25 protein-coding genes are annotated in these 26,715 nt (G+C 55.9%); 9 read left to right on the top strand and 16 right to left on the bottom strand.

The annotated features are described in order from the left end of the window. Window positions 1-12: 12 nt before the first annotated feature. On the top strand, window positions 13-1,776 hold the full coding sequence (locus ACT3T6_RS02540) for an ABC transporter permease subunit (protein ID WP_193055232.1): 1,764 nt from the start codon (window positions 13-15) through the stop codon (window positions 1,774-1,776). A gap of 89 nt (window positions 1,777-1,865) precedes the next feature. Here ACT3T6_RS02540 and bfr read toward each other — a convergent pair whose 3' ends face one another. The 5 genes from bfr to lptF all read right to left on the bottom strand — a co-directional run bounded on the left by bfr (window position 1,866) and on the right by lptF (window position 5,534). Further along, entirely contained in the window at window positions 1,866-2,351 is a 486-nt protein-coding gene (gene bfr / locus ACT3T6_RS02535; protein WP_172118571.1) for a bacterioferritin, read from the bottom strand. A gap of 180 nt (window positions 2,352-2,531) precedes the next feature. After that, window positions 2,532-2,738, bottom strand: coding sequence for a bacterioferritin-associated ferredoxin (locus ACT3T6_RS02530; RefSeq protein ID WP_087109929.1), 207 nt, complete (start codon window positions 2,736-2,738; stop codon window positions 2,532-2,534). Between the two features lie 201 nt (window positions 2,739-2,939). Beyond that, complete coding sequence (locus tag ACT3T6_RS02525) at window positions 2,940-3,404, bottom strand: RDD family protein (RefSeq protein ID WP_193055231.1); 465 nt, start codon at window positions 3,402-3,404, stop codon at window positions 2,940-2,942. After that, window positions 3,397-4,461, bottom strand: a complete 1,065-nt coding sequence (lptG, locus tag ACT3T6_RS02520; RefSeq protein WP_193055230.1) for an LPS export ABC transporter permease LptG — start codon at window positions 4,459-4,461, stop codon at window positions 3,397-3,399. The genes ACT3T6_RS02525 and lptG overlap by 8 nt, the downstream gene beginning before the upstream one ends. Then, a complete protein-coding gene (gene lptF, locus ACT3T6_RS02515) occupies window positions 4,461-5,534 on the bottom strand; it encodes an LPS export ABC transporter permease LptF (protein WP_087109935.1) in 1,074 nt (357 codons plus the stop codon). The genes lptG and lptF overlap by 1 nt, the downstream gene beginning before the upstream one ends. Before the next feature lie 122 nt (window positions 5,535-5,656). On the opposite strand from lptF, the gene ACT3T6_RS02510 reads away from it, so the two are divergent. The 5 genes from ACT3T6_RS02510 to ACT3T6_RS02490 all read left to right on the top strand — a co-directional run bounded on the left by ACT3T6_RS02510 (window position 5,657) and on the right by ACT3T6_RS02490 (window position 13,101). Then, window positions 5,657-7,174, top strand: a complete 1,518-nt coding sequence (locus ACT3T6_RS02510; protein WP_193055229.1) for a leucyl aminopeptidase — start codon at window positions 5,657-5,659, stop codon at window positions 7,172-7,174. Window positions 7,175-7,326: 152 nt separating this feature from the next. Beyond that, on the top strand, window positions 7,327-8,436 hold the full coding sequence (locus ACT3T6_RS02505; protein ID WP_193055228.1) for a branched-chain amino acid aminotransferase: 1,110 nt from the start codon (window positions 7,327-7,329) through the stop codon (window positions 8,434-8,436). Window positions 8,437-8,506: 70 nt separating this feature from the next. Further along, window positions 8,507-8,938 carry a DNA polymerase III subunit chi gene (locus ACT3T6_RS02500; RefSeq protein WP_193055227.1) on the top strand — a complete coding sequence of 144 codons (432 nt, stop codon included), beginning with the start codon at window positions 8,507-8,509 and terminating at the stop codon, window positions 8,936-8,938. Window positions 8,939-8,988: 50 nt separating this feature from the next. After that, window positions 8,989-10,179 carry an MFS transporter gene (locus tag ACT3T6_RS02495; RefSeq protein WP_193055226.1) on the top strand — a complete coding sequence of 397 codons (1,191 nt, stop codon included), beginning with the start codon at window positions 8,989-8,991 and terminating at the stop codon, window positions 10,177-10,179. A 63-nt stretch (window positions 10,180-10,242) separates the two neighbouring features. Then, a complete protein-coding gene (locus ACT3T6_RS02490; RefSeq protein WP_193055225.1) occupies window positions 10,243-13,101 on the top strand; it encodes a valine--tRNA ligase in 2,859 nt (952 codons plus the stop codon). Window positions 13,102-13,245: 144 nt separating this feature from the next. Here the strand turns inward: ACT3T6_RS02490 and ACT3T6_RS02485 are convergent, their stop codons facing one another. Further along, window positions 13,246-13,716, bottom strand: a complete 471-nt coding sequence (locus ACT3T6_RS02485) for an META domain-containing protein (protein WP_193055224.1) — start codon at window positions 13,714-13,716, stop codon at window positions 13,246-13,248. A 19-nt stretch (window positions 13,717-13,735) separates the two neighbouring features. Beyond that, window positions 13,736-14,176, bottom strand: a complete 441-nt coding sequence (gloA, locus tag ACT3T6_RS02480) for a lactoylglutathione lyase (protein ID WP_193055223.1) — start codon at window positions 14,174-14,176, stop codon at window positions 13,736-13,738. Window positions 14,177-14,452: 276 nt separating this feature from the next. On the opposite strand from gloA, the gene ACT3T6_RS02475 reads away from it, so the two are divergent. Next, window positions 14,453-15,523, top strand: coding sequence for a metal-dependent hydrolase (locus ACT3T6_RS02475; RefSeq protein ID WP_193055222.1), 1,071 nt, complete (start codon window positions 14,453-14,455; stop codon window positions 15,521-15,523). Window positions 15,524-15,577: 54 nt separating this feature from the next. Here ACT3T6_RS02475 and ACT3T6_RS02470 read toward each other — a convergent pair whose 3' ends face one another. From ACT3T6_RS02470 to ACT3T6_RS02455, 4 genes are all read right to left on the bottom strand, one after another. Further along, entirely contained in the window at window positions 15,578-16,303 is a 726-nt protein-coding gene (locus tag ACT3T6_RS02470) for an MliC family protein (protein ID WP_193055221.1), read from the bottom strand. Window positions 16,304-16,344: 41 nt separating this feature from the next. After that, entirely contained in the window at window positions 16,345-16,857 is a 513-nt protein-coding gene (locus ACT3T6_RS02465) for a DUF3087 family protein (RefSeq protein ID WP_193055220.1), read from the bottom strand. Between the two features lie 69 nt (window positions 16,858-16,926). Further along, window positions 16,927-18,012, bottom strand: coding sequence for a 3-deoxy-7-phosphoheptulonate synthase (locus tag ACT3T6_RS02460; protein ID WP_193055422.1), 1,086 nt, complete (start codon window positions 18,010-18,012; stop codon window positions 16,927-16,929). 2 nt (window positions 18,013-18,014) lie between these two features. Continuing rightward, complete coding sequence (locus ACT3T6_RS02455) at window positions 18,015-18,170, bottom strand: hypothetical protein (protein ID WP_172118479.1); 156 nt, start codon at window positions 18,168-18,170, stop codon at window positions 18,015-18,017. Between the two features lie 244 nt (window positions 18,171-18,414). On the opposite strand from ACT3T6_RS02455, the gene ACT3T6_RS02450 reads away from it, so the two are divergent. Continuing rightward, window positions 18,415-18,558 (top strand): hypothetical protein, encoded by a 144-nt coding sequence (locus ACT3T6_RS02450; protein ID WP_193055219.1) that lies wholly within the window; start codon window positions 18,415-18,417, stop codon window positions 18,556-18,558. Between the two features lie 13 nt (window positions 18,559-18,571). Here the strand turns inward: ACT3T6_RS02450 and ACT3T6_RS02445 are convergent, their stop codons facing one another. Genes ACT3T6_RS02445 through rho form a run of 3 tightly spaced genes read right to left on the bottom strand, consistent with a single transcriptional unit; the run spans window position 18,572 to window position 22,169 of the window. Beyond that, window positions 18,572-19,309, bottom strand: coding sequence for an NAD(P)H-flavin reductase (locus ACT3T6_RS02445; protein ID WP_193055218.1), 738 nt, complete (start codon window positions 19,307-19,309; stop codon window positions 18,572-18,574). A 55-nt stretch (window positions 19,310-19,364) separates the two neighbouring features. Next, a complete protein-coding gene (gene ubiD / locus ACT3T6_RS02440; protein WP_193055217.1) occupies window positions 19,365-20,861 on the bottom strand; it encodes a 4-hydroxy-3-polyprenylbenzoate decarboxylase in 1,497 nt (498 codons plus the stop codon). Window positions 20,862-20,909: 48 nt separating this feature from the next. Next, complete coding sequence (gene rho, locus ACT3T6_RS02435; RefSeq protein WP_172118483.1) at window positions 20,910-22,169, bottom strand: transcription termination factor Rho; 1,260 nt, start codon at window positions 22,167-22,169, stop codon at window positions 20,910-20,912. 701 nt (window positions 22,170-22,870) lie between these two features. Here rho and ppx point away from each other — a divergent pair. Continuing rightward, window positions 22,871-24,415: an exopolyphosphatase gene (gene ppx, locus ACT3T6_RS02430; protein WP_193055216.1), complete on the top strand. Its 1,545-nt coding sequence runs from the start codon at window positions 22,871-22,873 to the stop codon at window positions 24,413-24,415. 20 nt (window positions 24,416-24,435) lie between these two features. Here ppx and tilS read toward each other — a convergent pair whose 3' ends face one another. Together tilS and ACT3T6_RS02420 are read right to left on the bottom strand one after the other, a co-directional pair. Next, on the bottom strand, window positions 24,436-25,719 hold the full coding sequence (gene tilS, locus ACT3T6_RS02425) for a tRNA lysidine(34) synthetase TilS (protein ID WP_193055215.1): 1,284 nt from the start codon (window positions 25,717-25,719) through the stop codon (window positions 24,436-24,438). Further along, a complete protein-coding gene (locus ACT3T6_RS02420) occupies window positions 25,700-26,653 on the bottom strand; it encodes an acetyl-CoA carboxylase carboxyltransferase subunit alpha (RefSeq protein WP_172118486.1) in 954 nt (317 codons plus the stop codon). Before ACT3T6_RS02420 ends, tilS begins: the two co-directional genes overlap by 20 nt. Window positions 26,654-26,715 lie beyond the last annotated feature (62 nt).

The following is a 26,715-nucleotide window of genomic DNA, read 5'->3' as shown; positions in this document are numbered from 1 at the left end:
GGCGCGCCACGCATGATTAACGCAACATCACAGCCCCTGTGGCGCCGCTTACGCATCGAGCCGTTTATTCCCCTGTTGTCACGCCTAGTGACGCTGGCAGGCGTTGTGGTTCTGGTGGGGCTACTGCCTTGGCTTTCAGGCCGCGACCCGGCGCTCAGCATCTTGCGGGCGCGTTCTGCCGAACAGGAGGCAACACCAGAAGCACTGGCGGCCATTCGTGCTCAGTTGGGCCTGGAATCCGGGCCGCTGGAGATGCTGAAGCACTGGCTGCTGGGGCTTTTGCAGGGTGATGCAGGTAACTCATGGATTTCAGGCGCGCCGGTGCTGCCCGGCCTGCTAAAAAGCGCACAGGTATCCTTGCTGCTAATGAGCTTTGCCATGCTGGTGGCGGTGGTTACCGCAACGCTTATTTGCCTGCCAGTGGTGCGGCAGGGTTTGCGTGGTCAGATTAGCCGCTCGCCTGGCACCGTGGGCGCGGCATTAACGGCCCTGCCGGAGTTTCTACTCGCCTCGTTGCTTCTGGTAGTGTTTGCCGCCTGGCTTAACTGGCTGCCGCCCTATGGCTGGCGCGGCTTGAGCTACGCGGTGCTTCCCGCATTGGCGCTGGGGCTTCCCGCAGGCGGCTTGCTGGGCCGCTTGTTCAGCGATGGCCTCTCGGCCACCTTTACCGAGCGTTGGGTGGCCACCTGGAGTGTGGCGGGCTTCTCTCATCGCCGTATTACGCTCTCCGTTCTGCGCCGTACGCTGCCAAGCCTTATGCCCCAGGTGGGTATGGTCATGGTCGGCCTAACCGGCGGTGCGATAGCCGTCGAGCAGGTGTTTTCGATTCCGGGCCTTGGCCGGGCAACGCTGGGAGCGGCATCAGCCCAGGACATGCCTGCACTGCAAACCGGCATTCTTATTCTGCTGGTGATTGCGATTGTGCTGGGCAGCCTTGCCAACATTGGCCGTGCGCTGCTGCTCGGCCGGGCATTTCGGCTGGGTGCACTGCCCGTGACCCACACCGAGCAAAGCGTATCGCGGCGAGCGTGGATCGTCCCGAGCGTCGCGGTTCTTCTGCTGTGTGTGCTAGTGATTGCAGGCATTACCCGCGACCCGTTTAGTTCGGACTTTATGCGCCTGGAAACACCCAGCCTTGGCTTGCCCCTAGGGGCAGACGGCACCGGACGCGATATTCTGGCCCGCGTGGCCCATGGCGCGCTCTCCACCATTGGCATGGCGGTTGCGGTAGTATTTTTCACGCTGATATTGGGGCTCTTGATTGGCCTGGCACCCAAGCTTGCTACCGGCCCCATAGAGATTACCAAGGCAACGCCGCCCACCATTGCGGGTCTTATCGTCGCCGGTTTGATGGGACCCAGCACCAGCGGCGCCGTTATTGCGGTTACCGCGGTGGCCTGGGCACCCCTGGCGGCGCATACAGCAGCGCTGGTCGCCGAGGCAAAAGCCCAGCCCCACGTACGCATAACGCCCCTTCTAGGAGTGGGGCAGCTGCGCTTGATGGGCCGCTATATTCTTCCTGCGGTGATTGGCCCGGTATTTCGCCACGCCATGCTGCGCTTGCCTGGGGTTGCGCTGGCGCTTGCGGCACTGGGCTTTTTGGGTCTGGGGCCACGGCCACCTTCGCCAGAGTGGGGGTTAGTACTGGCAGAAGGCATGCCGTACATTGAGCGTGCGCCTTGGGCGGTGCTGATTCCTGCGCTGGCGCTGGTGCTGCTCTCGGTGCTGGCGGTGTCGCTTTCAACTTTTGTGGGGTCAAGCAAGCCCGCCCGTTAGGCAATAGCACTCATGACAGGCAAAAAAATGCCCCCGACACTGTCGGGGGCATTTTTGTGAGCGGTCGTCAATAAGTGCTGGGCTAGCGCTTACTCGTGGTCGCCCGCCAGCTGCATTTGGCGCAGCATGTAGTTCTGAATACCGACCTGCTCAATCAACTTCAACTCGGTTTCGATATGGTCAATGTGCTCTTCTTCATCGGCGAGCAGATCACGCAGCAAATCACGTGAAACGTAGTCTTTAACGCTTTCACAATACGTGATGGCTTCGATGTAGTCGTTACGGCCGTCGTGCTCAATACGCAGATCGCTTTCGAGCATCTCTTTAACGTTTTCGCCAATGTGCAGCTTGCCCAAGTCCTGAAGATTAGGAATACCTTCCAAGAACAGGATGCGCTCAATTAGCTTATCGGCGTGCTGCATCTCTTCAATGGACTCGTCATATTCCCATTTGGCGAGTGCTTTTAGGCCCCAATCCTTGTACATCTTGGCGTGCAAGAAGTACTGATTGATAGCGATAAGCTCGTTGCCTAACGCTTTGTTGAGATGCTGAATTACCTGGGGATCACCTTTCATGACGTCACCTTTTCGTTGTAATGCTGAGAGTTCATCTAAGCAATCAAACAGTTACGTTAACAAAGGAGTATAGGCCACGCAAAGGCATACTCCCAGCTTTCTGAGAGTATAAAGAAGAGATCAAAAAATTCAAACAAATCAGTTATTTGCTAACGATAACTCTAACAAGAGTGATTCGCGTCATACGGCGTAAGCGAGACTCATATCGGCTTCCAAGCGGGCATTTTGTACCGCTTCACGCGTTAGCGATTTAGCCATACAAGCGCACTTGCCGCACTGGGTCGCACAGCCGGTGGCTTCACGTACTTCTCGCCAGCTGCGCGCTCCGTCGCTCACCTGCTGACGTATCTGATGATCGGTTACTCCCTTGCACACGCAAACGTACATGGCGACACCTCATTAATCACGTGAGGTGAATGTAAATGATTCGCATATATCTTTGCAAGTAAAAACAGATGCTCTTTAGCAGTGATTGCCCTTAGCATTTAGCTTTTATTATTCAATTCAGCTTGTTAGTTATTTAGTTGCGAAACACCTAATACGACTTTTGCCAACGGAAACCTCTGATTAACGTAATGAGCACACTCGTTAGTCAGAGGTTTTCTGGCGTTTCGGTACTATTACCGTGCAAGTATGAGAGGCGATATCTGGCCAGCTGCGCCGCTGCTTATCGACAAGCACCCACCCATAGCCCATGCCCAGCGCCGCCAGCGAAAGCCAAGCCGTGACACAGCGAACAAGGCCTTGCTTAAGGGTGATTTTTTGCCCATTCGGTGCTTGCACGCGCAGGTGCCATGCCTGCATACCCAGCGTCATGCCGCTACGAGACCAGAAAAAGCAGAAGAAAAAAGTGACGGAGACCAGTAACAGCGCGCGCAGGCTCCAAACCGATAGCGCAGAAGCACCCACGGCTTCAACGGGCTGCCCCAACATCAGTCGAAAAAAAGCCAGATGGACAATGGTTACAATCAGCCAAAGCGCCACCACCAACACGCTGTCGTAGAGCAGAGCGCCCAGGCGGCGACCTAAACCAGCGCCCATGACGTCAGCCATTACGGCGCAGGAAGTAAACCCCAACAGCAGCGCAGGCGAGTGTTGGCACCAGCACTGCCCATACGGGCGAAAACCCAAAGATCGTCGACGCAGGCGCAAGCAGATCCTGCATATATTTAAATGACAGCCCGGTCACGACGCCATAAAAGACGCGAGTCCCTGCCGCCACAGTGCGCAGCGGGCCAAACACGAAGGAAGCTGCTATCAATACCAGCGATCCCATGGTGAGGGGCATTAAGACTTTTTGCCAAAAGTACAACAGCGGTTGATCCGCCGTTAAGCCTTGCTCTTGAAGGTAGCGTGCATACGCCCATAGCTCGCTGGGTGCCTGACTATCGACCGAGCGCAGCAGCCGCTCTAACTGCACCGGCGTAATCTGTGTTTCCCAAACAGCACTGGCCTGATAGTCGGATTCAGTGCGGTCATCATAGATACGTGTCGTGGTGATGTTTGCAAGCCGCCAGGCGCCCTCTTCCCAGTGTGCCCGGTCAGCGTGGGTGGCTTCCACCAGGCGGCGCCCATCAAACCGGTAGCGGGTTAAATCAAGCACGACCTCATCGGCCCGTATGGCACCAAATCGGTAAACGCTGTCACCTTCAAACTGCCAGCCGCTACGGCTGGCGGGTTGAGCGCTTTCCCCCTGGCGCTGCTCAAGCCGCCACGCTTCGGCAAACTGCTCGGTGCGCGGGCTTACAAACTCAGCAACCAGTAGCACGGCCACAACCACCAGCAACACCGGTTTCATCACACCCCAGACGATGCGCGCCAGCGAACGACCTGAAGCACGCATCACGGTCAGCTCGTTGCTGGAAGCCATACTTCCCAAGCCAATGAGCGCGCCTATCAGTACCGCTACGGGCGCGTATTGATAAAACCGCCAAGGCACGCGCATCAGTAGATAGAGAAACACATCAAACGCGGTAAAATCCCCTTGTACGTCGCTCAGGTCGCCAATGTAGGCAATGGTGATATCCAGCCCCAGCAGGACAAACTGCACAACGATAATTGCCCCCAGCACGTTGCGAGCGATGTAACGATCCAGACGATCAGCCAGCATTAGCGCATCCCCTTACGTTGTGAGCGCCACAAAAGCAGCAAGCCGAGGCCTAAAAACAAGAGATGCACGGGCCAAACGCCAACCAATGGCGAGAGCTTTCCACTGCCAATCGCATCGACCGCTGCAAGCAGTAAGCTCAAATAAGCCACATACAAAAATACCGCCGGTAGTAGCTTGGCAAACCGGCCCTGGCGTGGGTTCACCCGAGAAAGCGGCTGGGCGATAAGCGCTAATACAAAGACCATGAACGGCAAACCGGTACGCCACTGAAACTGCGCCTGGGCGCGTGGGTTAGGGTCATCCCAAAGCGCCGCGGTGGTAGCGTACTCAATAGAATCAAACTCCTGAAGGCCGCGACTTAACCCCAGGCGCATCGTATAGCGTTCAAACGTTAGCCGTTGAGCATCCTGCTGACCCGGCACTACACCGTAACGCTCGCCATTTTCCAATATTAAAAAGCGGCTGCCCGTTTCAACGCGCGTTTCCTGATACCCCGAACCGGCCCGAGTAACAAAGCTATGTGGGTTTTCTGTATTAGGCCGTTCATGAACCAACACCTCCTGCATCTCGGTGCCATCGCTGCTGAAATCGCTGATATAAGCGGTACGCCCACCACCAAAATCCTGGAATCGCCCGGGCGCCAGTACCGACACATCCAACCGGCTGCGCTGCTCTTCAAGCGTCGCTGCCGTTTGCAACGCCCCGGCGGGGGTTAGCCACAAGCTACAAAAGCCCACCAGCACCGCCACTACCGAGGCGGGCAGCAACGTTACTCGCAACAGCCGCAGAGGGCTCATGCCACAGGCCACCATTACGGTGATTTCGCTGTTCATGTACATTTGGCCATAGGCCAGCAAGATGCCCAGAAAGAACGCAAGCGGCAGCACCAGTTCCATAAAGCCAGGTAGATGAAACACCATCAAGCTACCCAGAATGGTAACGGGGATATCTCCCTCCGCCGCGTCAGAGAAGTAACGAATAAAACGACTGCCCATAATGACCAGCAGCAAGATCCCTGCCACAGCCGACATGGTGAGTAACACTTCGCGAGTTAAGTACCGAAATAAAATCAATGCCCTCTCCGGCTAATCGTGCAGGATGCCATGCAATGCGCCCATGGCTTGGGTACACTAACCCAACACCCAGTACGGGGCATTATCCCGAATCCCTCGATGCTTGTCTTGTTGGAGACGTTATGGAATTTTCCGTTCAGACCGCCAATCCGGCCAAAACCGAAACGGCTTGTCTCGTCATCCCCATGTTTAAAGGTAGCGACTTGTTGCCCACGGCCGCCAGCCTGGACGACGCCAGTGAACGTTTAATCGGTCAGTTGCTTGAGCGCGGCGATTTCGATCCAGCTCTTGGCAACGTACAGATGATTCCTTTCGCGCCGGGGCTTTGCGCAGAACGGCTTTTGTTAGTAGGCCTCGGAGAGCGCGAAAAGTGCCAGGAAGGCGCCTTTTTAAAAGCGCTGGACGCAGCCATGGTGGCACTGACCAAGCTGCCCGTCGATGAAGCAAGCATCGCGTTTAATGATGTTCCTCTTGAAAGCCGCGACAGCAGTTGGAAAGCGCGTAAGGTGCTGGAGGCCGCAGAACGCGCGGTTTACCGCTTTGACCAGTTTAAGTCGCAGCCAGCGCCTTTAGCACGCCTTAACGCACTCACGCTGTTTAGCGAGCCTGAAAACGCGACGCTTACCCAACAAGGCGCCCAGATTGGCGCAGCGATTGGCCAAGGCATCAACTACGCCCGCACGTTGGGCAATTTACCGGGCAATGTGTGCACGCCAAGCTACCTTGCCCAACAGGCAGAGCAGTTGGGCAAGGCGTCCAACGGCGCGTTAGAGGTGGACATTCTCGACGAAGAGGCGCTGGGTGCCCTCGGCGCTGGCTCACTACTGTCGGTTGGCCGAGGCAGCCACGAACCTACGCGCTTGATTGTCATGAAGTACAACGGTGCGACGGAGAGTGAAGAAGCCCCTCATGTTCTAGTAGGCAAAGGGATCACGTTTGATACCGGCGGCATTTCGCTGAAACCCGGCGAAGGCATGGACGAAATGAAATTCGACATGTGCGGCGCCGCCAGCGTATTCGGCACCGTGAAGACCATGCTTGCGCTCAAGCCCAAGCTCAACCTGGTATTTATTGTCGCTGCCGCAGAAAATATGCCCGATGGCCTTGCCACCAAGCCTGGCGATATTATTAAAACGCTGAAAGGTCTAACGGTTGAAGTGCTTAATACTGATGCCGAGGGCCGCCTGGTACTGTGCGACGCACTGACCTACGCCGAGCGCTTTAAACCAGCAAGCGTTGTCGATATCGCCACGCTAACAGGCGCGGTGATTGTTGGCCTGGGCCACCACGCGACGGGCCTGCTCTCCAACGATGACGACCTAGCGCTCGATTTGCTGGAAGCCGGTGAAGTCTCCTGGGACCGCGCCTGGCATTTACCCTTGTGGGATGAGTACCAGGAGCAGTTGGAATCCAACTTTGCCGACCTGGCCAATATTGGCGGGCGCCCAGCAGGTACGATTACCGCCGCGTGCTTTTTATCGCGCTTTGCCGATCATTTCCCATGGGCGCACCTGGATATCGCCGGTACCGCCTGGCACTCGGGCAAACAGAAAGGCGCCACCGGCCGCCCGGTTGGCCTACTTTCCCAGTACCTGCTGGACCGTGAAGCCGACGGCCAGGTAGAAATCAGCGCCAACTAATCGCACGGATCGTGCGCTCAATGGTTGCCTTTGAGTGCCACAACCGTTAAATCTGGAAGTATAGCGTGTGCTCTATCGTTTATGGCACGCGCTACGCTAACGACACGCTTATATCGCCCTTCGGGGCCTGGCTCTAGCGGAGAAAACACGCCGTGCCCACTAGCTCTACGACTCGTTTTGAAATCCTGCCGTCCAATCAGCCAACGGCCGACAGCATTCGTGACAACATCCTGGCCAACCCAGGTTTTGGCAAGCACTTCACCGACCACATGGTCAATATCCGCTGGACGGTCGATGCCGACTGGCACGGCCATCAGGTACGCCCCTACGGCCCGTTAACGCTCGACCCGGCCGCATCGGTATTGCACTACGGTCAGGAAATTTTTGAAGGCATCAAAGCCTACCGCCATACCGATGGCTCGGTCTGGACCTTCCGCCCGGAGAAAAACGCCGAGCGTTTTCGCCGCAGCGCCCGCCGCCTGGCACTGCCGGAACTCTCCGATGAAGACTTCATCGGCTCCATCAAGGCGCTGCTGGCCCAGGACACGACCTGGGTGCCCACGCCGTCAAGCGATGCCGACGAATGCAGCCTTTACCTTCGCCCGTTCATGATCGCTTCAGAAGCCTTTTTAGGCGTACGCCCGGCTCACGAAGTCGACTACTACGTGATCGCTTCTCCGGCAGCGTCTTACTTTAAAGGCGGTATCAGCCCGGTTTCCATTTGGCTCTCCTCGCACTACAAACGGGCAGCCCCAGGCGGCACCGGCTTTGCCAAGTGCGGCGGTAACTACGCAGCCTCGTTGGCCGCGCAAAAAGAGGCCGAAGCTCACGGCTGTGGCCAAGTGGCCTTCCTTGACGCTGAGGAAAGCAAATGGGTTGAAGAGCTGGGCGGCATGAACCTGTTCTTTGTTTTCAAGGATGGACGCTTGGTGACGCCACGCTTAACCGACACCATTCTGGAAGGCGTTACCCGCAACTCGGTGCTCACGCTTGCGAAAGACGAAGGTTTAACCCCCGAAGAGCGCCCAATCAGCATTGACGAGTGGCGTGAAGGCGCGGCGTCCGGCGAGATTAGCGAAGTGTTCGCCTGCGGAACCGCGGCGGTTATCACTCCGGTGGGCGAGCTGGTGACGGAAAATGAGCGTATTCGCCTGAACAGCGACGGTGGCAACGAAGTGGCCATGCGCATTCGTAAAAAGCTGCTCGACGTGCAGTACGGGCGCAGTGAAGACAAACACGGCTGGCTCACCCGGTTGGTGTAATGCCTCTCCTCCGCCGCCAGCCCTGGCGGCGGCACTGTTTTAAACGCGTTTTGAAAGAGCTGGAGCCGCTATGGCGCGCATCGATTTTTATATCCTCCCGGATACCACCCTGGAAGCGCGTTTGGCATTCGCCTGTAAGCTGGCCGAAACCATTTGGCGTAAGGGGTACCGGCTACACCTTCACTGCGAAGACAAGGCCTTGGCCGAGCAGGCTAACGCGGCCCTGTGGAGTTTTCGCGAAGACGCCTACCTGCCCCACGCGCTTGAAGACAGTGAAATGGCGGCCAGCGTACCGATAACGCTGGGCTGGCAAACCCTGCCTACGCCCAAAGCAGAAACCGCGCTTCTCAATCTGCACCCCGATATTCCTGATGGCGTTGAGCGCTATGCGCGCGTTGCCGAAATTATCAACCAGCATCAACACGTTCTGGTCGCCAAACGCGCCTGCTGGCAGCGCTATAAAGAGCTGGGGCATGAAGTGGTGCCGCATAAGCTTGGGTAATGCTTCAACAACTTTTGCACCTAACAATAACCAATTAGCGGAAGTGTATGATGATGTCTGCGTCTTTTTTAACTCGCCATCCGCTCGCTGTGATTGTGATTGCTCAGCTGTTTGGTACCTCGCTGTGGTTTAGCGTTAATGGCGTTGGCTTGGCATTGCAGGAGGCGGTGGGTCTTAGTGAAGGTGATCTCGGTTTACTGACCATCGCGGTGCAGGCCGGGTTTATCACCGGTACGCTACTAATCGCCATTACCGGCCTTGCCGACCGCATGCAGGCAAGCCATCTGTTTGCGCTGTCAGCGGTGCTCGGTGCGATTATCAACGCGGCATTTATTGGCGTTGCCGACAGCATAACGCTGGCGGCAGTGGCACGCTTTGCCACCGGCCTATGCCTGGCAGGCATCTACCCGTTGGGCATGAAGCTGGTGGTGAGTTGGACACCTTCGCATGCGGGCGCGGCCCTGGGCTGGCTTGTCGGCATGTTAACGCTAGGCATCGCCTCGCCCCATTTACTGCGCGGATTAACGTTGCACCTGCCCTGGCAATGGCCACTGCTATTGGCATCGCTGTTGGCGCTGGTCGCAGCGTTGATGGTTTTCCGGCTAGGCGTTGGCCCCCACCTACCCGCCAAAGCCGGAAGCGGACGCCCCTGGGCCGGACTTGGTGCGTTCAAGCAGCGCCCGTTTCGCAAAGCCGCACTGGGCTACTTCGGCCACTGTTGGGAGCTTTATGCATTCTGGGCGCTGGTGCCCTTTTTGGTTAGCCGCGAGCTTGAGCGGCTCAATGCGTCAGCAAGCCTGCAGCCGTGGCTAAGCTTTGCCGTTATTGCCCTTGGCCTGCCTGGTTGCGTGTGGGCAGGCCGGTGGAGTCGGAAAGCAGGCAGCGCCCACGTCGCTTTTGTGGCGCTATTAACATCGGGCGTACTTTGCCTGGTTTACCCGCTATTGGGCAGCCTTTCACCCTGGCTACTGCTGGCACTGCTGGGCGTTTGGGGCGTTAGCGTGATTGCCGATTCAGCGCAGTTTTCGGCGCTGGCATCGGCCCACGCGCCCGCCGAACGGCTGGGCGCGGCCCTGGCCATGATGAACGCTATCGGCTTTGGTTTGACCATTCCCTCCATTGCCTTGGTAACCGCCCTTTGGGCAAGCCAGAGCGTGGCGGTTATCTGGTGGTTGTTGCCTGGCCCTGTGTTGGGTTTAATCGCGATGCGTGGGTTACATCTCCCCTCGGCAAAGGCCTGACGCTCTGCCTCTTATCGCGCTATACTTGTCACCATTTTTTTGCACGTTGTGAGCCGACTCCCCATGGAAAAGACCTACCAACCCGAACAGATTGAAACCCGCTGGTATCAGCGCTGGGAAGCCGATAACCGCTTTGCCCCTTCGGGTAAGGGCGCGCCTTTCTCCATCATGATTCCGCCGCCCAACGTCACCGGCAGCCTGCACATGGGCCACGCGTTCCAGGACACCATCATGGACACCCTGACGCGCTGGAAGCGAATGCAGGGTAACAATACGCTGTGGCAGGTAGGTACCGACCACGCCGGTATCGCCACGCAAATGCTGGTTGAGCGTAAGATCGCGGCAGAAGAGGGCAAAACGCGCCACGACCTGGGCCGCGATGCGTTTATTGATAAGGTTTGGGAGTGGAAGGAAGAGTCTGGCGGGCACATTACCCGCCAACTGCGCCGCATGGGCGCCAGCGTTGATTGGAGTCGCGAGCGCTTCACCATGGATGACGGTTTCTATAAAGCCGTTCAGGAAGTCTTCGTGCGCCTGCATGAGGAGAAACTGGTTTATCGTGGCAAGCGGCTAGTCAACTGGGACCCGACACTGCACACGGCGATTTCCGACCTGGAAGTGGAGAACAAGGAGCAGCAAGGCAGCTTCTGGCACTTCCGTTATCCGCTGGCCGACGGCGTTAAAACCGCCGATGGCAAGGATTATGTCGTGGTGGCCACTACTCGCCCCGAAACCCTGCTGGGCGATACCGGCGTTGCAGTCAACCCAGAAGATGCGCGATACGCCTCGCTGGTGGGCAAGTTTATTGAGCTACCGCTGGTGGGTCGCCGCATCCCTGTAGTGACCGACGAACACGCCGATATGGAGAAAGGTTCGGGTTGTGTGAAAATCACCCCGGCCCACGACTTCAATGACTATGAAGTCGGCAAGCGCCAAAACCACCTGCTGATCAACGTCTTTTCCAAAGACGCTACGATTCTTGAGCAGGCGGAAATCTTCAACCTTAAAGGCCAGCCCCAGCCGGAAGAAGACGCTAGCCTGCCCGCCAAGTACGCAGGCCTTGACCGTTTTGAAGCGCGTAAACAGATTGTCGCCGATATGGACGCACTTGGCCTGCTAGAGCAAGTGGAAGCCGTTAACAACACCCTGCCCTATGGCGACCGCTCGGGTGATGTGATTGAGCCGCTGCTGACTGACCAGTGGTTTGTGGCGGTTGAAAACCTTGCCAAGCCCGCTATCGAGGCAGTGGAAAAAGGCGACATCCAGTTCGTGCCCAAGAACTACGAAAACATGTATTTTGCATGGATGCGCGACCTGCAGGATTGGTGTATTTCCCGCCAGCTATGGTGGGGCCACCGCATTCCGGCATGGTATGACGCCGAAGGTAACGTCTACGTTGCCCGCACCGAGGCCGAAGCCCGAGAGAAGCACGGCCTGAGCGCTGATATAGCGCTGACTCAGGACGAAGACGTGCTGGACACCTGGTTCAGCTCAGGCTTATGGACCTTTGGCACACTTGGCTGGCCAGAAAAAACCCCGGAACTTGAAACCTTCCACCCCACCAGCGTGTTGGTGACAGGCTTTGACATCATCTTCTTCTGGGTAGCCCGGATGATTATGATGACGCTGAAGTTCACCGGCCAAGTGCCCTTCAAAACCGTGTATGTCCACGGTCTGGTACGTGATGGGCAGGGCCAGAAGATGTCCAAATCCAAGGGCAACGTACTCGACCCGATTGATCTTATCGACGGCATTACGCTGGATGCACTGCTTGAAAAGCGCACCGGCAATATGATGCAGCCGCAAAAAGCCAAGGCGATTGCCAAAGCGACCAAAGACGAATTTAAAGACGGCATTGAAGCCCATGGCACCGATGCGCTGCGCTTTACGTTCCTCTCCCAGGCCACCACTGGGCGCGATATTAAATTTGATATGAACCGCCTGGAAGGGTACCGCAACTTCTGCAATAAGCTGTGGAACGCCTCGCGCTACGTGCTCATGAATGCCGAAGGCGAAGATTGCGGCATCGCTTCTCAAGGTCAGGGCAGCGAGGTGGAACTGTCGCTGGCCGACCGCTGGATCATTTCCGAGCTGCAGAAGACCGAAGCCCAGGTGACCAAGGCGATGGACGAATACCGCTTTGACCACGCCTCGCAAGCGCTCTACGAGTTTGTCTGGAATGAGTATTGCGACTGGTACCTTGAGCTTTCCAAACCAGTACTGTGGGACGAAAATGCCTCCGCTGAAGCCAAGCGCGGCACACGGCGTACGCTGGTGCGCGTGCTAGAAACCATCCTGCGCCTGGCGCATCCGATGATGCCGTATATTACCGAAGAGATCTGGCAGCGCGTGTCACCCTTGGCGGGCACGTTGATGGGCGAAGGCGCCTCGCTGATGCTTCAGGCATGGCCGGAAGCCGATGAGAGCAAGATCGACGAGCAGGCCACCCGCGATATCGAGTGGCTGAAAGGCGTCATTATCGCTGTGCGCAACATTCGCGCCGAGATGAATATTGCCCCCGGCAAGCCGCTGGACGTGCTGTTAACCAAAGGCAAGCCGGAAGACGCCAAGCGCCTGGAAAGTAACCGCCATTTCTTGGCCAAGCTGGCCAAACTGGAAAGCGCGAGCTGGCTTGAAAACCCCAACGATGCCCCGCTTTCAGCAACGCAATTAGTAGGCGATATGGAAGTTCTGGTGCCGATGGCCGATCTAATCGACAAAGACACCGAGCTTGCTCGATTGAATAAAGAGATCGAAAAGCAGGACAAGCTAATGGTTGGCATTGAGAAAAAACTGGGCAACCCCGGATTTATGTCTAAAGCCCCCGATGCCGTCGTCGAAAAAGAGCGCGGCAAGCTTGCCGAGTTCCAGTCGGCTAAAAAACTGCTGCAAGAACAGAAAACCAAGATTGAAGCGCTGTAAACCGCGGACGTAACTCGTTCAGCCTAAAATGCTCGGCTCTATTAAGAGCCGGGCGTTTTTTATAGTTTATCTATAACTCTACGTATACGCCGAAGCTATGGCAGGCTTCGTCAATCACGCTTCCCACGCGCTGTTGCGATGATGCTAGCTTCCCTCTCGCCAGCCGCCAAGCACTCGGCTATCCGGGCCGAACAAGACCAACCGGTCATGGTCAATGAGATAACGATAGGCGCTTTCCAGCATGTTCGTTACCTGCGCGGCGTTTTCCATATCGGGGCACGCCATACGCGTGCTGGCAAGCTGCTTAACATCGAAACGGTGCCCTTCCCCCAAGCTTACCTGCCCCGAAAAGCGGTTGCAGCCGTCATAACCAGAGATCGTGCCATCGCGAGAGATTTCAAAAAACGGCGTTTCGTTAAACGCTAATTTCTCGTCTGTTCCGATCAACAGAAGATCCCAGCGTTGATCCACTATCGCTCCTGAAAGCTCCGCACTGCTCGGCGCTTCATGACTCTCTTGAGGCGCGGGCGAACTGCTGCACGCGCTCAAAAGAAAAGCCGCCGATACACACAAGGGCAGCAAGCAATGACGCAGCGTTAACGTCTTCATGGACATAATTATCACCTTATAGGTTTTACCAGTTGCCGCTGTTTTCCATGGAAGCCCATGGCTCTTGAGGTGCTAGCGTGTCGCCCTTTTGCAGTAGCTCGATGGAGATACCGTCAGGCGATTTAACAAATGCCATGTGTCCATCCCGTGGAGGACGGTTAATAGTAACACCGGCGTCCTGGAGCTTTTGACAAAGCGCGTAAATATCGTCTACCCGATAGGCCAGGTGACCAAAATTACGCCCGCCAGTGTAAGCTTCAGGGTCCCAGTTATACGTCAATTCAAGTTCGGGAGCGGAGAGCTGCGCTGAGCGCTCTTCGTCTTCGGGGGCGGCAAGGAAAATCAGCGTAAAGCGGCCTTTTTCATTCTCTTTACGGCGTACTTCTTTAAGGCCCAGCAGGTCACAGTAAAAGTGAAGCGATGCATCCAGATCGCTGATACGTACCATCGTGTGTAAAAACTGCATGTTATTTCCTTTTCATTAAGGCCGGTGAATGAATATTAACGCGGATATCCATTATATGGATGGAAACAGAATAGGTCTTAACCAGCAAATCTTATGCATATCAGGTAGCGTATGCCCAAATGCTCGTCAAAGCTCATTATTCAGCCCGACCTGCACCACTATCGGTTTAAATGACGGCCTGCTTTAACTAACCATTAGACGGATTTATTATACAAGGTCGAATTCAAAGAAAAATCTGTATAGTGCTATTTGAGGGCTATCTCAAAGGAGACGTTAGTGGACTCAATCACACAGGCGGCGTTGGGCGCTGCGATTGGTGGTGCGGTGCTGGGTCGGCGCTTGGGCCGTAAAGCCATTCTCATAGGGGCACTATTGGGCACGCTGCCCGACCTCGACGTAGCGCTGGACTATGGCGATGCCATCGCTAATGTGACCGAGCACCGTGGGTTTAGCCACTCGTTATTTGTACTGACCGGACTCGCGACGTTACTAGCCCTGCTTAGCAACCGTTTTGCCCCTGCACGAGATATTTCCTTTATCCACTGGTGGTGGTTTTTTACACTCACGCTAATCACGCACCCACTGCTTGATGCTCTGACCACCTATGGCACGCAGCTCTTCTGGCCGCTAGAAACATCACCGGTCGCCTGGCCGATTGTATTTATCATTGACCCGCTCTACACCCTGCCTCTTCTAATTGGCTTAATCGTAGGCATCGCATCAAAACAGGTACAAAAGTACGCTACGGCCGCGCTGGCTGTCTCAAGTGTTTACTTATTGCTAGCAGCCGGAGCGAAGCTGAACATTGAGCACCGGCTGGCAACGGTTCTTGCCGAGATGGGACTAGAGGAGGCGCCTTTACTGGTTCAACCAACCCCTTTTAACACGGTGCTATGGCGAGCTACCGTGGTCAATGAAGATCGCTATTATGAAGGTCTGATTAGCGTATTTGATGGCAAGCGTCAGCCACGTTTGGAACCGCTATACCGCAATATAGCGCTTGAAGAGAGTGCGTTGGCGGGCCCGCTTGGCCAGCGACTAATGTGGTTTACTGGCCCTTTCTTGCGCTATGACACCATCAATATTGAGGGACATGAAACATTAATTGCTACCGACCTTCGGCTGGGCTATCCCGGCTTTCACCCGTTCAGCTTCACCCTCGCAGCGCTGCAGGATGACACATGGATACCCGTGGATGTAAGCGAGCAGATCGAGACCGCACGTGGGCTGCAGCTAAATATGCTGTCGCGTCTCGCAGCAAGGGCCGCTGGAGATGCCATGGCGCTTTGTGCAAGCGACTTTATCTCGCCTGATTGGCGCGCTGATCCGCTTCAATATCACTGCTAAGCGGTGACCCCCGCACCGCTAGCAGTGATGGCTGATAGGCGCTGAAATAAAAGCTTATGGGGCGATTCCCTGCCCACAACCACTGAACTGCTCACCTCCGTAGCTGAGCGTTACCCGCGCAGGAAAGGGAAAACCGCTCATATTGTCAAAGCAAGCGCCCGCTTCAATACGCACCCGAAAGAAAGGCTCAACGCGGGCGTTTTCAAGCACCACCCGGCCCGCTTCGTTGTCCATCACGCTCACCATATAGGGTAGCTCAATACGCTCCTCGCCGTAGTTAAGCTCCAGGGTTAACGTGGGGGAATCGTGTGCGAGCGCGACCACCCAGCCAGGCTCATTGCCATGCCCAAAAAACATAACGCCAGGACGCTCTGCACGAGTAAGGACTTTGCGCTCTTCGCCAAGGGTGCACTGCAACTGGCCACGCGGTGTTTCCACCATGGCCTGGTTACCTCGGTTCCAAAAACTGATACTGCCATCCTGGTAGCGAGCCCCGTTAGCGACAACCGCTTGAGGCAGCTGCCAGGCACCGTGCAGCGACCAAAGCCGTAGGTCATTAGTATTCGTCGCTGTCACTAAATTCTGGTCAGCGGGCTGACAGTGCCAGCCCTGGTACTGGTCGGCGTTTCCAGCAAAAAGTACCGAGGGCAGCAACGGGGCACTGCTGTTAACGGTCATTGTCCCAGACTCGTCTACTGGTGAAGACGTAGAGGCACAGCCGGTGAGTGCCATCAAACAAGCACCCACAGCGGCTAATCGAAGAGGGGTAAAAAACGTCATCTATCAAGGCTCCCTGCGCGCGTGATTTATTGTGTAATGCACTAGCTTCGCTTAAAGGCGTGTAGATCCTGTGGATCAAAGGTATCAAACTTGGGCGGCAATCCCAATGCTGCCCGTTTTTCCGCCAAGTGATGCTTCTCAGCCAGCCACGTGGGGTCTTGAGAGGGCTCACGACCGTTTAGCTCGGCTAGCTGCGTTATCCCTTGATGGTAAAAGGTCACGATATTAAGCGCGGCTTGATTATCATCTTCAAGTGCACGCCTAAGCGTAGGTAAATACCCCCTGATTTGCGACAGGTGTTGCTTTAACTGCCATACGTAGCGCATCTCGGTCATCCAGGGCCGTTCGCGCAGCACCGCAAAGAGTGCGCTGGTGGCTAGAAGCCCCAGGAAGATACCCAGCGCGTAGAGCCATAGGCTGTAGCCCAAGGCAGAGGTCAGCAGCATGGAAAACAGCATTCCAAAAATGACCAGTTGGCCCGCCATCGCAAAGCTAATCATGCGCGCCTTACGACGGTAGCGTTGTACATCATGCGGCTCAAGGGTAAAAACCATGGCCAACCTCGCAATCCAAATGAGTGCTCTATGATACGGGGCTGACCAACGCAAACAAGCCTGAGTCGCTTAATGTGCGCTTAATCGTTCTGCGGCCATTTTTAACAACCGCTCGGTTGCCTCCCAGCCAACACAGGCATCGGTTACCGAGACACCGTAACGCAGTGCACTAGGGTTTAACGGCTGTTTGCCCTCAAACAAGTGGCTTTCAAGCATCACGGCGACCAGATTGGCGTTGCCCGCCTGCCGCTGGGCCAGTACATCCAGCATTACTTCATTCTGACGACGATGATCTTTACGTGCATTGGCGTGGCTACAGTCGACCATTAAACGTGGGTTCTGACCTGCCTCATGCAGCGCCTTGATCGCCGCCTGAACGTGCGCTGCCTGATAGTTCGGCTCGCCATGCCCGCCGCGAAGCACAACATGCGTATGTGGGTTACCGGCTGTTTGCTGCATGATGGGGCGCCCATGACTGTCTTGAGCAAAGCGCTGATGCCCATGAGCGGCAGCTTGTATGGCGTCAATCGCGACCTGCACATCACCGCTGGTGGCATTTTTGAACCCAACCGCCGCGGCCAGGTCACTGGCCAGCTCACGGTGCAGCTGCGACTCTGTAGTGCGCGCGCCAATCGCGACCCAACTTAAAAGGTCATCCAGGTAAGGTGCGAGCATGGGCTGAAGCAGCTCAGTGGCCACCGGTAGGCCTCGGGCGGCAACGGCATGCATCAATTCACGAGAGAGGGTAATGCCCTTGGGCATATCGCCACGACCGTCTAAATCAGGGTCATAGGCCAGCCCTTTCCAGCCAACCGTCGTACGCGGCTTTTCAACGTAAACCCGCATTACCGGTAAAATCTGCTCATCCACCTGCTCACTTAGCACCGCCAAACGGTCAGCGTACTCAAGCGCTGCGTCCGGGTCATGGATAGAACAGGGGCCTACCACCACCAATAATCTTTTATCCTGGCCACTTAATATTTTCTGGACCGCTTCTCGCTGTTGAGAAATTTGCTGGCCTAACCGAGCATCAACAGCAACGCTTTGGCGTAACTCGGCGGGTGTCGGTAAGTGATTAACAGGGCTGGGCGTACTGTCGCCAAGGGGATTGGCGTTAGCATTCTTGATCGGGGCTAGGTTGGCCTGGGCATTCATCATTAACTCTCCGGTATCACATGACATCGTTGATTGGCGTTACCACCCAAACGGGCACGGTCGGAGGTGGCAGCTTGCACCGACCGCGCGTCGCTAAATCGCCAGCCATAGCCCACATAGCCGGTAGCGATAGTGACGTTATAAGCGCGATACATCATGGTGAAGCTCCTTAATGAAATTCCTATGGCAAAAGCCGTTAAACGCAAAAAGCCCCGGCGGGGTTACCAACCGGGGCTTGAAGATTCGGCAGGCAACCTGGAGGGTGTGCCTGGTAGCGCGACGTTAACCGTCGGCCGCGGGCACACCGTGGCTAAACCAATATCCAAAATAGGCCACAACGCTCATGCACACACTAACCGCCATAAAAGGCAGACTGTTAGCAGTGTGGAAAGGCGCTTGTGTGTGCATATTTTTCCTGATGATTGGCAAGCCAAGGGGCCGCAAAAAATCGTTTTAAAAAATGTATATCTTTATCCTGCCTTTAAGCTTGGCAAATGGCAACTGTTGATTAACAAACAGCGCCATAGCCAAAAAGTGACAGGCTAACGCTGTGGGTCAATCACCCACGCGGCGCATAAGCAAATACGTCGGAAAAAACCCGCTCACTCACCACGCCTTTGGCTTCCAACACATCCAGGCAGGCGTATACCATGCCGGGCGAGCCGGAGAGATACACGTCATAATCGCTGAACGTCAGCGCCGCTTTCTCCAGTACAAGATCAACCCGGCCCTGATGGTGATGAATACGCTCGCCGCTTGCCAAAGGCTCAGTTAGCGGAAATTCGGTGACCGCTTTAAACGTTACATTGGGATAGCGCTGCGCCCACTCAGTCGCCAGGCTTTCAGCGTAAAGGTCGCGATGCTCACGGGCAGCCCACCAGAGTGAGATTGGCCGCTCAGGCTGGTCACGCAGGGTGGCCTCAACAATCGCTTTCATTTGTGAAAACCCTGTACCAGCAGCAATCAGCAGCAGCGGACGCTCGCTTTGCGCGTCAACCACACATTCACCGCCGGGCAAGCGCAGCGTTAGCTGATTGGCCACCTGGAGCAGATTTCGAAGTCGTACTGAATTATCGCGCTCAGGCCAGTGCTGAATATGCAGTTCAATGACGCCATCGCCCTGCTCGGCACTGGCAATTGAAAAAGGCACCCAGGTGTTGTCATCCAATTTAAGTTCTAGATACTGCCCAGGCGCATGCTGCATTGATTCTGCGCGCCCTTTTAGCGTCACGCCAAATACGTCAGGATTTAAATCCTCAACGGCCGTTACCTGGCAGGTTAACGTCCTTGCGCTCATGAAAACCTCTATGTGAAAAATCGATCAACGTGCGCCGCTAAACTTAACTGCCTTCTTAACCGCCATGCCGCGGTGCTGGCAGAGGGATACCGATTCCCAGCTCTTCCCACCGCTCGTCAACGCGATTTTTGACCGTCTCGTCCATCACGATGGGCGTGCCCCACTCGCGGTCTGTTTCGCCTGGCCATTTGTTGGTCGCATCGAGCCCCATTTTGGAACCCAGGCCAGAGACAGGCGAGGCGAAATCCAGATAATCGATAGGCGTATTCTCAACCATCACGGTATCTCGCGCCGGATCCATACGCGTGGTAATCGCCCAGATCACGTCTTCCCAGTTGCGCGCATCAACGTCGTCATCCAGCACAATCACGAACTTGGTGTACATGAACTGACGTAAAAAGCTCCATACCCCCATCATCACGCGCTTGGCGTGGCCTGGGTACTGCTTTTTCATGGTGACAACCGCCATGCGATACGAACAGCCTTCAGGCGGCAGGTAAAAGTCGACAATTTCAGGAAACTGCTTGCAGAGTATCGGCACAAACACTTCGTTAAGTGCCAACCCAAGAACGGCAGGCTCATCCGGCGGCCGCCCGGTATAGGTGGAGTGATAAATGGCATCACGGCGCATGGTCATGCGCGTTACCGTAAAGACCGGGAAGTGATCCACCTCGTTGTAATAGCCGGTGTGATCACCGTACGGGCCTTCAGGTGCCATATCATCAGGATAGATAACCCCTTCCAGAATAATCTCACTGGAGGCAGGCACCTCAAGGTCATAATGGCCGCACTTAACAAGCTCGGTACGCGAGCCGCGCAGAAGCCCGGCAAACGCATATTCGGAGAGTGAGTCAGGGACGGGGGTCACGGCCGCCAGGATCGTGGCCGGGTCGGCCCCCAGCGCCACGGCAACCGGGAAAGGCTCGCCAGGATGCGCTTGCTGAAACTCCTGGAAATCCAGCGCCCCGCCACGGTGGGAGAGCCAGCGCATGATCAAGCGGTTCTTGCCAATCTTTTGCTGCCGGTAAATCCCCAGATTCTGGCGTTTTTTATGCGGGCCGCGGGTAATGACCAGCGGCCAAGTGACCAAAGGCGCCGCATCGCCCGGCCAGCAGTGCTGGATAGGCAGGCGATCAAGATCAACCTCGTCATCTTCAAAAACGACTTCCTGCACTGGCGCCCGCTTAACGGTTTTAGGCCCCATACTAAGCACTTGTTTGAAGATAGGCAGCTTATCCCAGGCGTCTTTCAACCCCTTGGGCGGATCAGGCTCTTTTAAAAAGGCCAACAGCTTACCTACTTCGCGCAGCGCTTCGACCGACTCCTGCCCCATTCCTAGCGCCACGCGCTTTGGCGTACCGAAAAGATTGCCCAGCAGCGGCATATCATGGCCCTTCACATTCTCAAACAAGAGTGCCGGGCCACCGGCACGCAGCGTGCGGTCGCAAATCTCGGTGATTTCCAGGTAAGGATCGACTTCGGCTTGGATACGCTTGAGTTCACCGCGCGCTTCCAGCGCCGCGATGAAGTCGCGCAAGTCGTTATACTTCAAGACACACTCCCCGCTAGGCTTGCGCCGCTATAGTGATTCTCATCAATCCTAGCGGCGTTTCATCGCTTCAAAGAACTCAAGATTCGTCTTGGTATCCTTCAGACGATCAATCAGGAATTCCGTGGCAGCCGTGTCCTCCATCGGGTTGAGCAGCTTGCGCAAAATCCACATGCGCTGCATCTCTTCCTCAGACGCCAGCAGATCTTCACGCCGCGTGCCGCTGCGACGAATGTTGATTGCCGGGAAGACGCGCCTTTCCGCCAGCTTGCGATCAAGGTGCGCTTCCATATTACCGGTACCCTTGAACTCTTCGAAGATAACTTCATCCATCTTCGAACCGGTATCCACCAGGGCCGTAGCGATAATGGTCAAGCTGCCGCCCTCTTCGATATTACGCGCCGCACCGAAGAAACGCTTAGGCTTCTCAAGCGCATGCGCATCGACACCACCGGTCAGCACTTTACCGGAGCTCGGCACGACGGTGTTGTAGGCACGCGCTAAGCGGGTAATCGAGTCCAGCAGGATAACCACGTCTTTTTTGTGCTCAACCAAACGCTTGGCTTTTTCGATGACCATTTCAGCGACCTGAACGTGGCGCGCTGGCGGTTCATCAAAGGTGGAAGCCACCACTTCACCGCGTACGGTACGCGACATTTCGGTCACTTCCTCCGGGCGCTCATCGATCAGCAGTACGATCAGATGGCACTCAGGGTTGTTGCGCGTAATCGAGGTGGCGATGTTCTGCAGCATCAGTGTCTTACCCGCTTTAGGCGGAGACACCAGTAGGCCACGCTGACCTTTACCAATCGGCGCAGTCAGGTCGATGATACGGGCCGTTAGATCTTCGGTAGAACCGTTACCGATTTCCATCCGCAAACGGTCATTCGGGAATAGCGGCGTTAAGTTCTCGAAGAGAATCTTGTGCTTGGCATTTTCCGGACGGTCAAAGTTGATCTGGCTAACCTTGAGCAGAGCAAAGTAGCGCTCGCCTTCTTTGGGCGGGCGAATTTTGCCGGAAATGGAGTCGCCTTTACGCAGGTTAAAACGGCGAATCTGCGAGGGCGATACGTAGATATCGTCCGGTCCGGCAAGATAGGAGCTGTCGGCGCTGCGCAGGAAGCCAAAGCCATCCTGAAGAATTTCCAGTACACCGTCGCCGTAAATGTCCTCACCGCTTTTAGCGTGTCGTTTGAGGATGGCGAAAATGATGTCCTGCTTGCGCGAACGGGCCAGGTTATCGATACCCATTTCGCGGGCGATATCGAGCAGCTCGGGAACGGTTTTTTGCTTGAGTTCAGTGAGATTCATCGGCGTGTTAGAAAGTTGCTCTGGAAGCTAGGCGCAAGGCGCCAGAATAAGACAGGAGGCGTAGCACGTACTGATATGGCTAGGCGCCGTGTGATGCGTTCAGGTCCCGATAAAGCACGTGCTCGATGGTAAGCCGCTGGGCATGTGAAAACTCATGGCATTGGTGCAATGAGGCAATGAGTTATTGCTCAGTTCGAGGGTACATGCAGTTGTTTGTTCTGATTGGCGTAAGGAAAGAACCAATCAGCGGGTCATCTGACGACTTGGAAATATGGCTGATGCTATCTGGATAAGCAGTATCTTGTTAACATGCTGGATAAGCGTTAGTTAGTCAATATACGTAGCACAATCATCGCGTGCTTAGCCAAGGTAAGTACAGCATTAAATAAATACGACGTTCAATAAGTCCCGATAATACCAAGAAAGCCTAGTACCAGGAAAGCTTAACTAGGAAAGCCTAGCACCAGAAAGGCTTGGCAACCAAGACAACTGAATCGACACGCTATCAACGAACTCTTGTCAGCAGAGCTATTACTAGTAATTTTTTGGGTAATTTCTAGCAATCAGCCTTGTAGCAGGCAAGGTCGAGTCAGACCTGTCGTTCGATGGTAGTCAAGGCCCGCGATAAACGCAAGTCTTTGCCAATTGACAATAGCCTAAGCGCACCGCAACCTTGGCAAAGCCAATACGAAGGATAGCTCATGCCCAAGGACATTTCACCCCCCTTTAGCGCTCCTGTTAGCGAACTGGAAAACGCAGCACCACAGCGGCTAGCCGCCATTGACCTCGGCTCCAACAGTTTTCATCTTCTGGTAGCCAACTATCAAAATGAGCGTCTTCAAGTCGTTGCACGATTGGGTGAAAAAGTCCAACTGGCGGCTGGCCTGGATGAAGAGGGCAAGCTTAACGAAGCAGCCATTCAGCGCGCCCTGGATTGCCTGGGCCGCTTCGCTCCGTTTTTAAGTGATATTGAGAGCGCAAACCTGCGTATCGTGGGCACTAACGCCCTGCGTGACGCCCATAATAGCCAGGCGTTTATTGAACGGGCTGAAACACAGCTTGGTCACCCCATCGAAATTATTGCGGGCCGCGAAGAGGCCCGGCTTATCTATCTAGGGGCGGCTCATGCCTTGGCCGAAAACGGGCGCCGCTTGATTGTCGATATTGGTGGCGGCTCAACCGAATTTATCATTGGTGAAGAGTTTGAACCCAAGGCGCTGGAAAGCCTGCGCATGGGCTGTGTGACCTTTACCAGCCGCTACTTTCCTGACGGCGAGATGAGTGAAAAGCGCATGCGCCGCGCCGAACTGGCCGCGTTATCAGAACTTGCCCATATCCAGCGCCCCTACCTGCGCCTTGGCTGGGAAGACCCAGTAGGCTCCAGTGGCACTATTAAAGCAGTGGCTAGCGTTCTTCTCGCCTATGGTGACACACCCACTGAAGGTGTGATTACGCGCAGCGGGCTCAAAAAACTGCGTGAGCGCCTGCTCAAGTGCAAACAGCTTTGCAAAGTCGAGCTCGACGGGTTAAAGCCTGACCGCGCACGAGTTTTCCCTGCTGGGGTGGCCATTTTAAGCGCTATCTTCGAGGCATTTGACCTGCACCAAATGCGTTTTGCCGACGGCGCCCTGCGCGAGGGTGTGCTCTATGATATGGCTGGGCGCAATAGCGCAGAAGACACGCGCTCCAAAAGCCTTGACGTACTCCAGCGCATTTACGACGTGGATACCCGACAGGCCGATAACGTGGCCGAGACCGCACTGCGTCTGTTTAAGCAGGTGCAAGGCGCCTGGTCGCTCACCCATGAGCACCGTTACTACCTTCAGTGGGCCAGCCATGTACACGAAATTGGCTTGGCTATTTCCCATAGCCAGTTTCATCGCCATGGCGCTTACCTGCTGGAAAACTCTGACCTGGCGGGCTTTTCACGCCCGGAGCAGCATCAGCTGGCCTTTCTAGTACGTGCCCATCGGCGTAAATTCCCGCTCAAGGAGTGGCAGGCGCTCCCCAAGGCGCAGCACGCGCACAGCATACGGCTTGCCCTATTGCTGCGCCTGGCGGTACTGATTAACCACTCACGCCCCGAAAACGCCCCGCCCTTGCCGAATATTAGTGTTGATGCTGACAGCTTAACGCTGGCACTGCCCGCCAGCGATGAACCAACACTACTCAGCACCGATATTGAGCAGGAGCAGGCGTATATGGACGCCGCAGGCTTCACGCTGAACGTCATACAGGAAGACTAAGAGACAGACGGGCACACCGCCTACGAGACAAACCTTACGTTAGCCGCTTTCCAGAGCACTCTGGCTGGCGGCTGAACCACACCAAGGCAAGTGTCTTCCGCCATGACCATCACCAGCCGCTCGCGCTCCCATGGGGGAATTTGGGCCTCCTGAAGCAGCCTTTTAACGTCTCGGCGCCCTCGCTCGGCAAGCGCAATCACTTCTCCTCCCTGGCGCCAGCGCAACGTTAGCGGCGTATCGGACTTCAACGAGAGTTCCAGCGCACCTAACGGTGTTGCCTGCCCAGCCCTGCCATCCCAGGCACACTGCCAGGCCGGTAGCGGCTCAAGCGGCGCCATTAGATAAAGCCGCTGTTGCCACACCCGAGCCTCCGCTCCTGGCCACGTGACGTGCACACTCGCGTCCGGTGCGGCCGTTAATTGATCAAGTAGCGTCTCCAGACGACGCTGAGGCGGGGTCGGCAATAATCGTTGCTGGCACCAGGAGCGTATCAGCAATCGCTGGCGAGGCCGTGAGCGCGTGGCCAACGCGAGGGCATCAATACGCTCCAGGTCGGTGCTGTTAGCATCTGTGCGAAGCGCCTCCAATTCCGCTTGCGCATACTCACTGAGCAGCGCATCCGCTTCCCCGGCATGCTTAGCGCTATGGGAAAACGTGCCAGCCATGTCGGGCCAGCGCGCTTTGAGAAGAGGCAACACGTCATGACGCAGGCGGTTACGATCAAGCGTGACATCGCTATTAGTGGGGTCTTCGCGCCATTCAAGGCCGATTTGGTAGGCTCGCCCCTCCAGGCAGCGCCGGGCAATCGAGAGCCAGGGCCGAACGAAGGTAAGGCCGTGTGCATAACGGCAGTGTGGCATTCCCGCTAACCCGCGAATACCGCTTCCCCGCAGTGCAGCCAGCAGAAAGGTTTCCGCTTGATCATCCTGATGCTGGGCCAGCCAAACGGTGTCCCCGGTGGGAACATGCTCATGAAACGCAGCATAGCGCGCCTGACGCGCTGCCGCTTCAATACCGCCAGCGGCGTCGACCGTTACGCGCACCACACTAAGCGGCACGCCAAGCTGCTTGCAAAGCACTTGGCAGTGCTGCTCAAAGTCATCGGCGGCGGCTTGCAAGCCATGATGAATATGGATGGCGCGCAGTGGGCGATTGGCCTGGCGGCAAACAGAAGCTGCCAGCGTCAGCAACAATGCGGAATCAAGCCCCCCAGAGAGCGCGACCCAAATAGAGCGCCCCGGTGGGGTTTCCACCAGGGCGTCGTTTAACAGGCGTTCAAGCTGATTAGGCAGTTGGGGCACCATAGCTCATTAAGCGCTTATAACGGCGCTCCAGCAAGGCATCGGCATCCAGTGCCTGAAGGCGCTCAAGGCCTTCGGTGATGGTCTCTTTCACACGCTCCGCCGTCGTCATCGGATGACGATGCGCACCGCCAAGCGGCTCTTTAATCAGCCCATCTACAAAGCCAAGCTCTTTTAAGCGCTCTGCGGTGATCCCCATTGCCTGGGCCGCATCAGAGGCTCTTTCGGCACTTTTCCAGAGAATAGACGCACAGCCTTCTGGTGAAATAACCGAGTAGGTGGAGTACTGAAGCATGTACAGCTCATCACATACGCCGATCGCCAATGCCCCACCGGAGCCGCCTTCGCCAACAACCGTTGATATAATCGGTGTTTTCAGGCGCGACATGACCGCCAGGTTGTAGGCAATCGCTTCACTCTGGCCACGCTCTTCCGCGTCAATGCCTGGGTAAGCACCGGGGGTATCGATAAAGGTTAAAATCGGCATTTTGAAGCGTTCGGCCATTTCCATCAGACGACACGCTTTACGATAACCTTCCGGGCGAGGCATACCGAAGTTACGGCGAACCTTCTCTTTAACATCGCGCCCTTTCTGGTGGCCGATCACCATTACCGGCTTATCATTCAAGCGCGCAACGCCGCCTACCAGAGCAGCGTCATCAGCGAAGTTACGGTCGCCATGTAGCTCGTCAAAGTCGCTAAACATATGCTCAAGATAGTCGAGCGTATAAGGGCGCTGAGGATGACGCGATAGCTGAGAGACCTGCCAGGGCGTCAAGTCCTTGAAGATCGATTCGGTCAGCTTACGACTTTTCTCCTCCAGCCGGGATATCTCATCGGAGAGATTAACGCTGTCGGAGCTAACCAAACGTAGCTCCTCAATTTTTGCCTGAAGCTCGGCAATGGGCTGTTCAAAATCGAGATAATTGGGATTCATCGGCTCTGCCTGTAAGCTGCCTATAAAAAGGCCTTGTCGAAACGAGTATCTAATAGACGTAT

This window comes from Halomonas sp. 72, assembly GCF_052379785.1.
GTDB classification, from domain to species: domain Bacteria; phylum Pseudomonadota; class Gammaproteobacteria; order Pseudomonadales; family Halomonadaceae; genus Vreelandella; species Vreelandella citrativorans.
This window is presented reverse-complemented; position numbering and strand designations above follow the sequence as displayed.

Bases quoted from the DNA above. Each gene is read 5' to 3' on its own strand.
- ACT3T6_RS02540 (WP_193055232.1), top strand. From the start codon at position 13: ATGATTAACGCAACATCACAGCCCCTGTGGCGCCGCTTACGCATCGAG.
- bfr (WP_172118571.1), bottom strand. From the start codon at position 2,351: ATGAAAGGTGATCCCCAGGTAATTCAGCATCTCAACAAAGCGTTAGGC.
- ACT3T6_RS02530 (WP_087109929.1), bottom strand. From the start codon at position 2,738: ATGTACGTTTGCGTGTGCAAGGGAGTAACCGATCATCAGATACGTCAG.
- ACT3T6_RS02525 (WP_193055231.1), bottom strand. From the start codon at position 3,404: ATGGCTGACGTCATGGGCGCTGGTTTAGGTCGCCGCCTGGGCGCTCTG.
- lptG (WP_193055230.1), bottom strand. From the start codon at position 4,461: ATGCTGGCTGATCGTCTGGATCGTTACATCGCTCGCAACGTGCTGGGG.
- ACT3T6_RS02510 (WP_193055229.1), top strand. From the start codon at position 5,657: ATGGAATTTTCCGTTCAGACCGCCAATCCGGCCAAAACCGAAACGGCT.
- ACT3T6_RS02500 (WP_193055227.1), top strand. From the start codon at position 8,507: ATGGCGCGCATCGATTTTTATATCCTCCCGGATACCACCCTGGAAGCG.
- ACT3T6_RS02495 (WP_193055226.1), top strand. From the start codon at position 8,989: ATGATGTCTGCGTCTTTTTTAACTCGCCATCCGCTCGCTGTGATTGTG.
- ACT3T6_RS02490 (WP_193055225.1), top strand. From the start codon at position 10,243: ATGGAAAAGACCTACCAACCCGAACAGATTGAAACCCGCTGGTATCAG.
- ACT3T6_RS02485 (WP_193055224.1), bottom strand. From the start codon at position 13,716: ATGTCCATGAAGACGTTAACGCTGCGTCATTGCTTGCTGCCCTTGTGT.
- gloA (WP_193055223.1), bottom strand. From the start codon at position 14,176: ATGCAGTTTTTACACACGATGGTACGTATCAGCGATCTGGATGCATCG.
- ACT3T6_RS02470 (WP_193055221.1), bottom strand. From the start codon at position 16,303: ATGACGTTTTTTACCCCTCTTCGATTAGCCGCTGTGGGTGCTTGTTTG.
- ACT3T6_RS02465 (WP_193055220.1), bottom strand. From the start codon at position 16,857: ATGGTTTTTACCCTTGAGCCGCATGATGTACAACGCTACCGTCGTAAG.
- ACT3T6_RS02460 (WP_193055422.1), bottom strand. From the start codon at position 18,012: ATGAATGCCCAGGCCAACCTAGCCCCGATCAAGAATGCTAACGCCAAT.
- ACT3T6_RS02455 (WP_172118479.1), bottom strand. From the start codon at position 18,170: ATGATGTATCGCGCTTATAACGTCACTATCGCTACCGGCTATGTGGGC.
- ACT3T6_RS02445 (WP_193055218.1), bottom strand. From the start codon at position 19,309: ATGAGCGCAAGGACGTTAACCTGCCAGGTAACGGCCGTTGAGGATTTA.
- rho (WP_172118483.1), bottom strand. From the start codon at position 22,169: ATGAATCTCACTGAACTCAAGCAAAAAACCGTTCCCGAGCTGCTCGAT.
- ppx (WP_193055216.1), top strand. From the start codon at position 22,871: ATGCCCAAGGACATTTCACCCCCCTTTAGCGCTCCTGTTAGCGAACTG.
- tilS (WP_193055215.1), bottom strand. From the start codon at position 25,719: ATGGTGCCCCAACTGCCTAATCAGCTTGAACGCCTGTTAAACGACGCC.
- ACT3T6_RS02420 (WP_172118486.1), bottom strand. From the start codon at position 26,653: ATGAATCCCAATTATCTCGATTTTGAACAGCCCATTGCCGAGCTTCAG.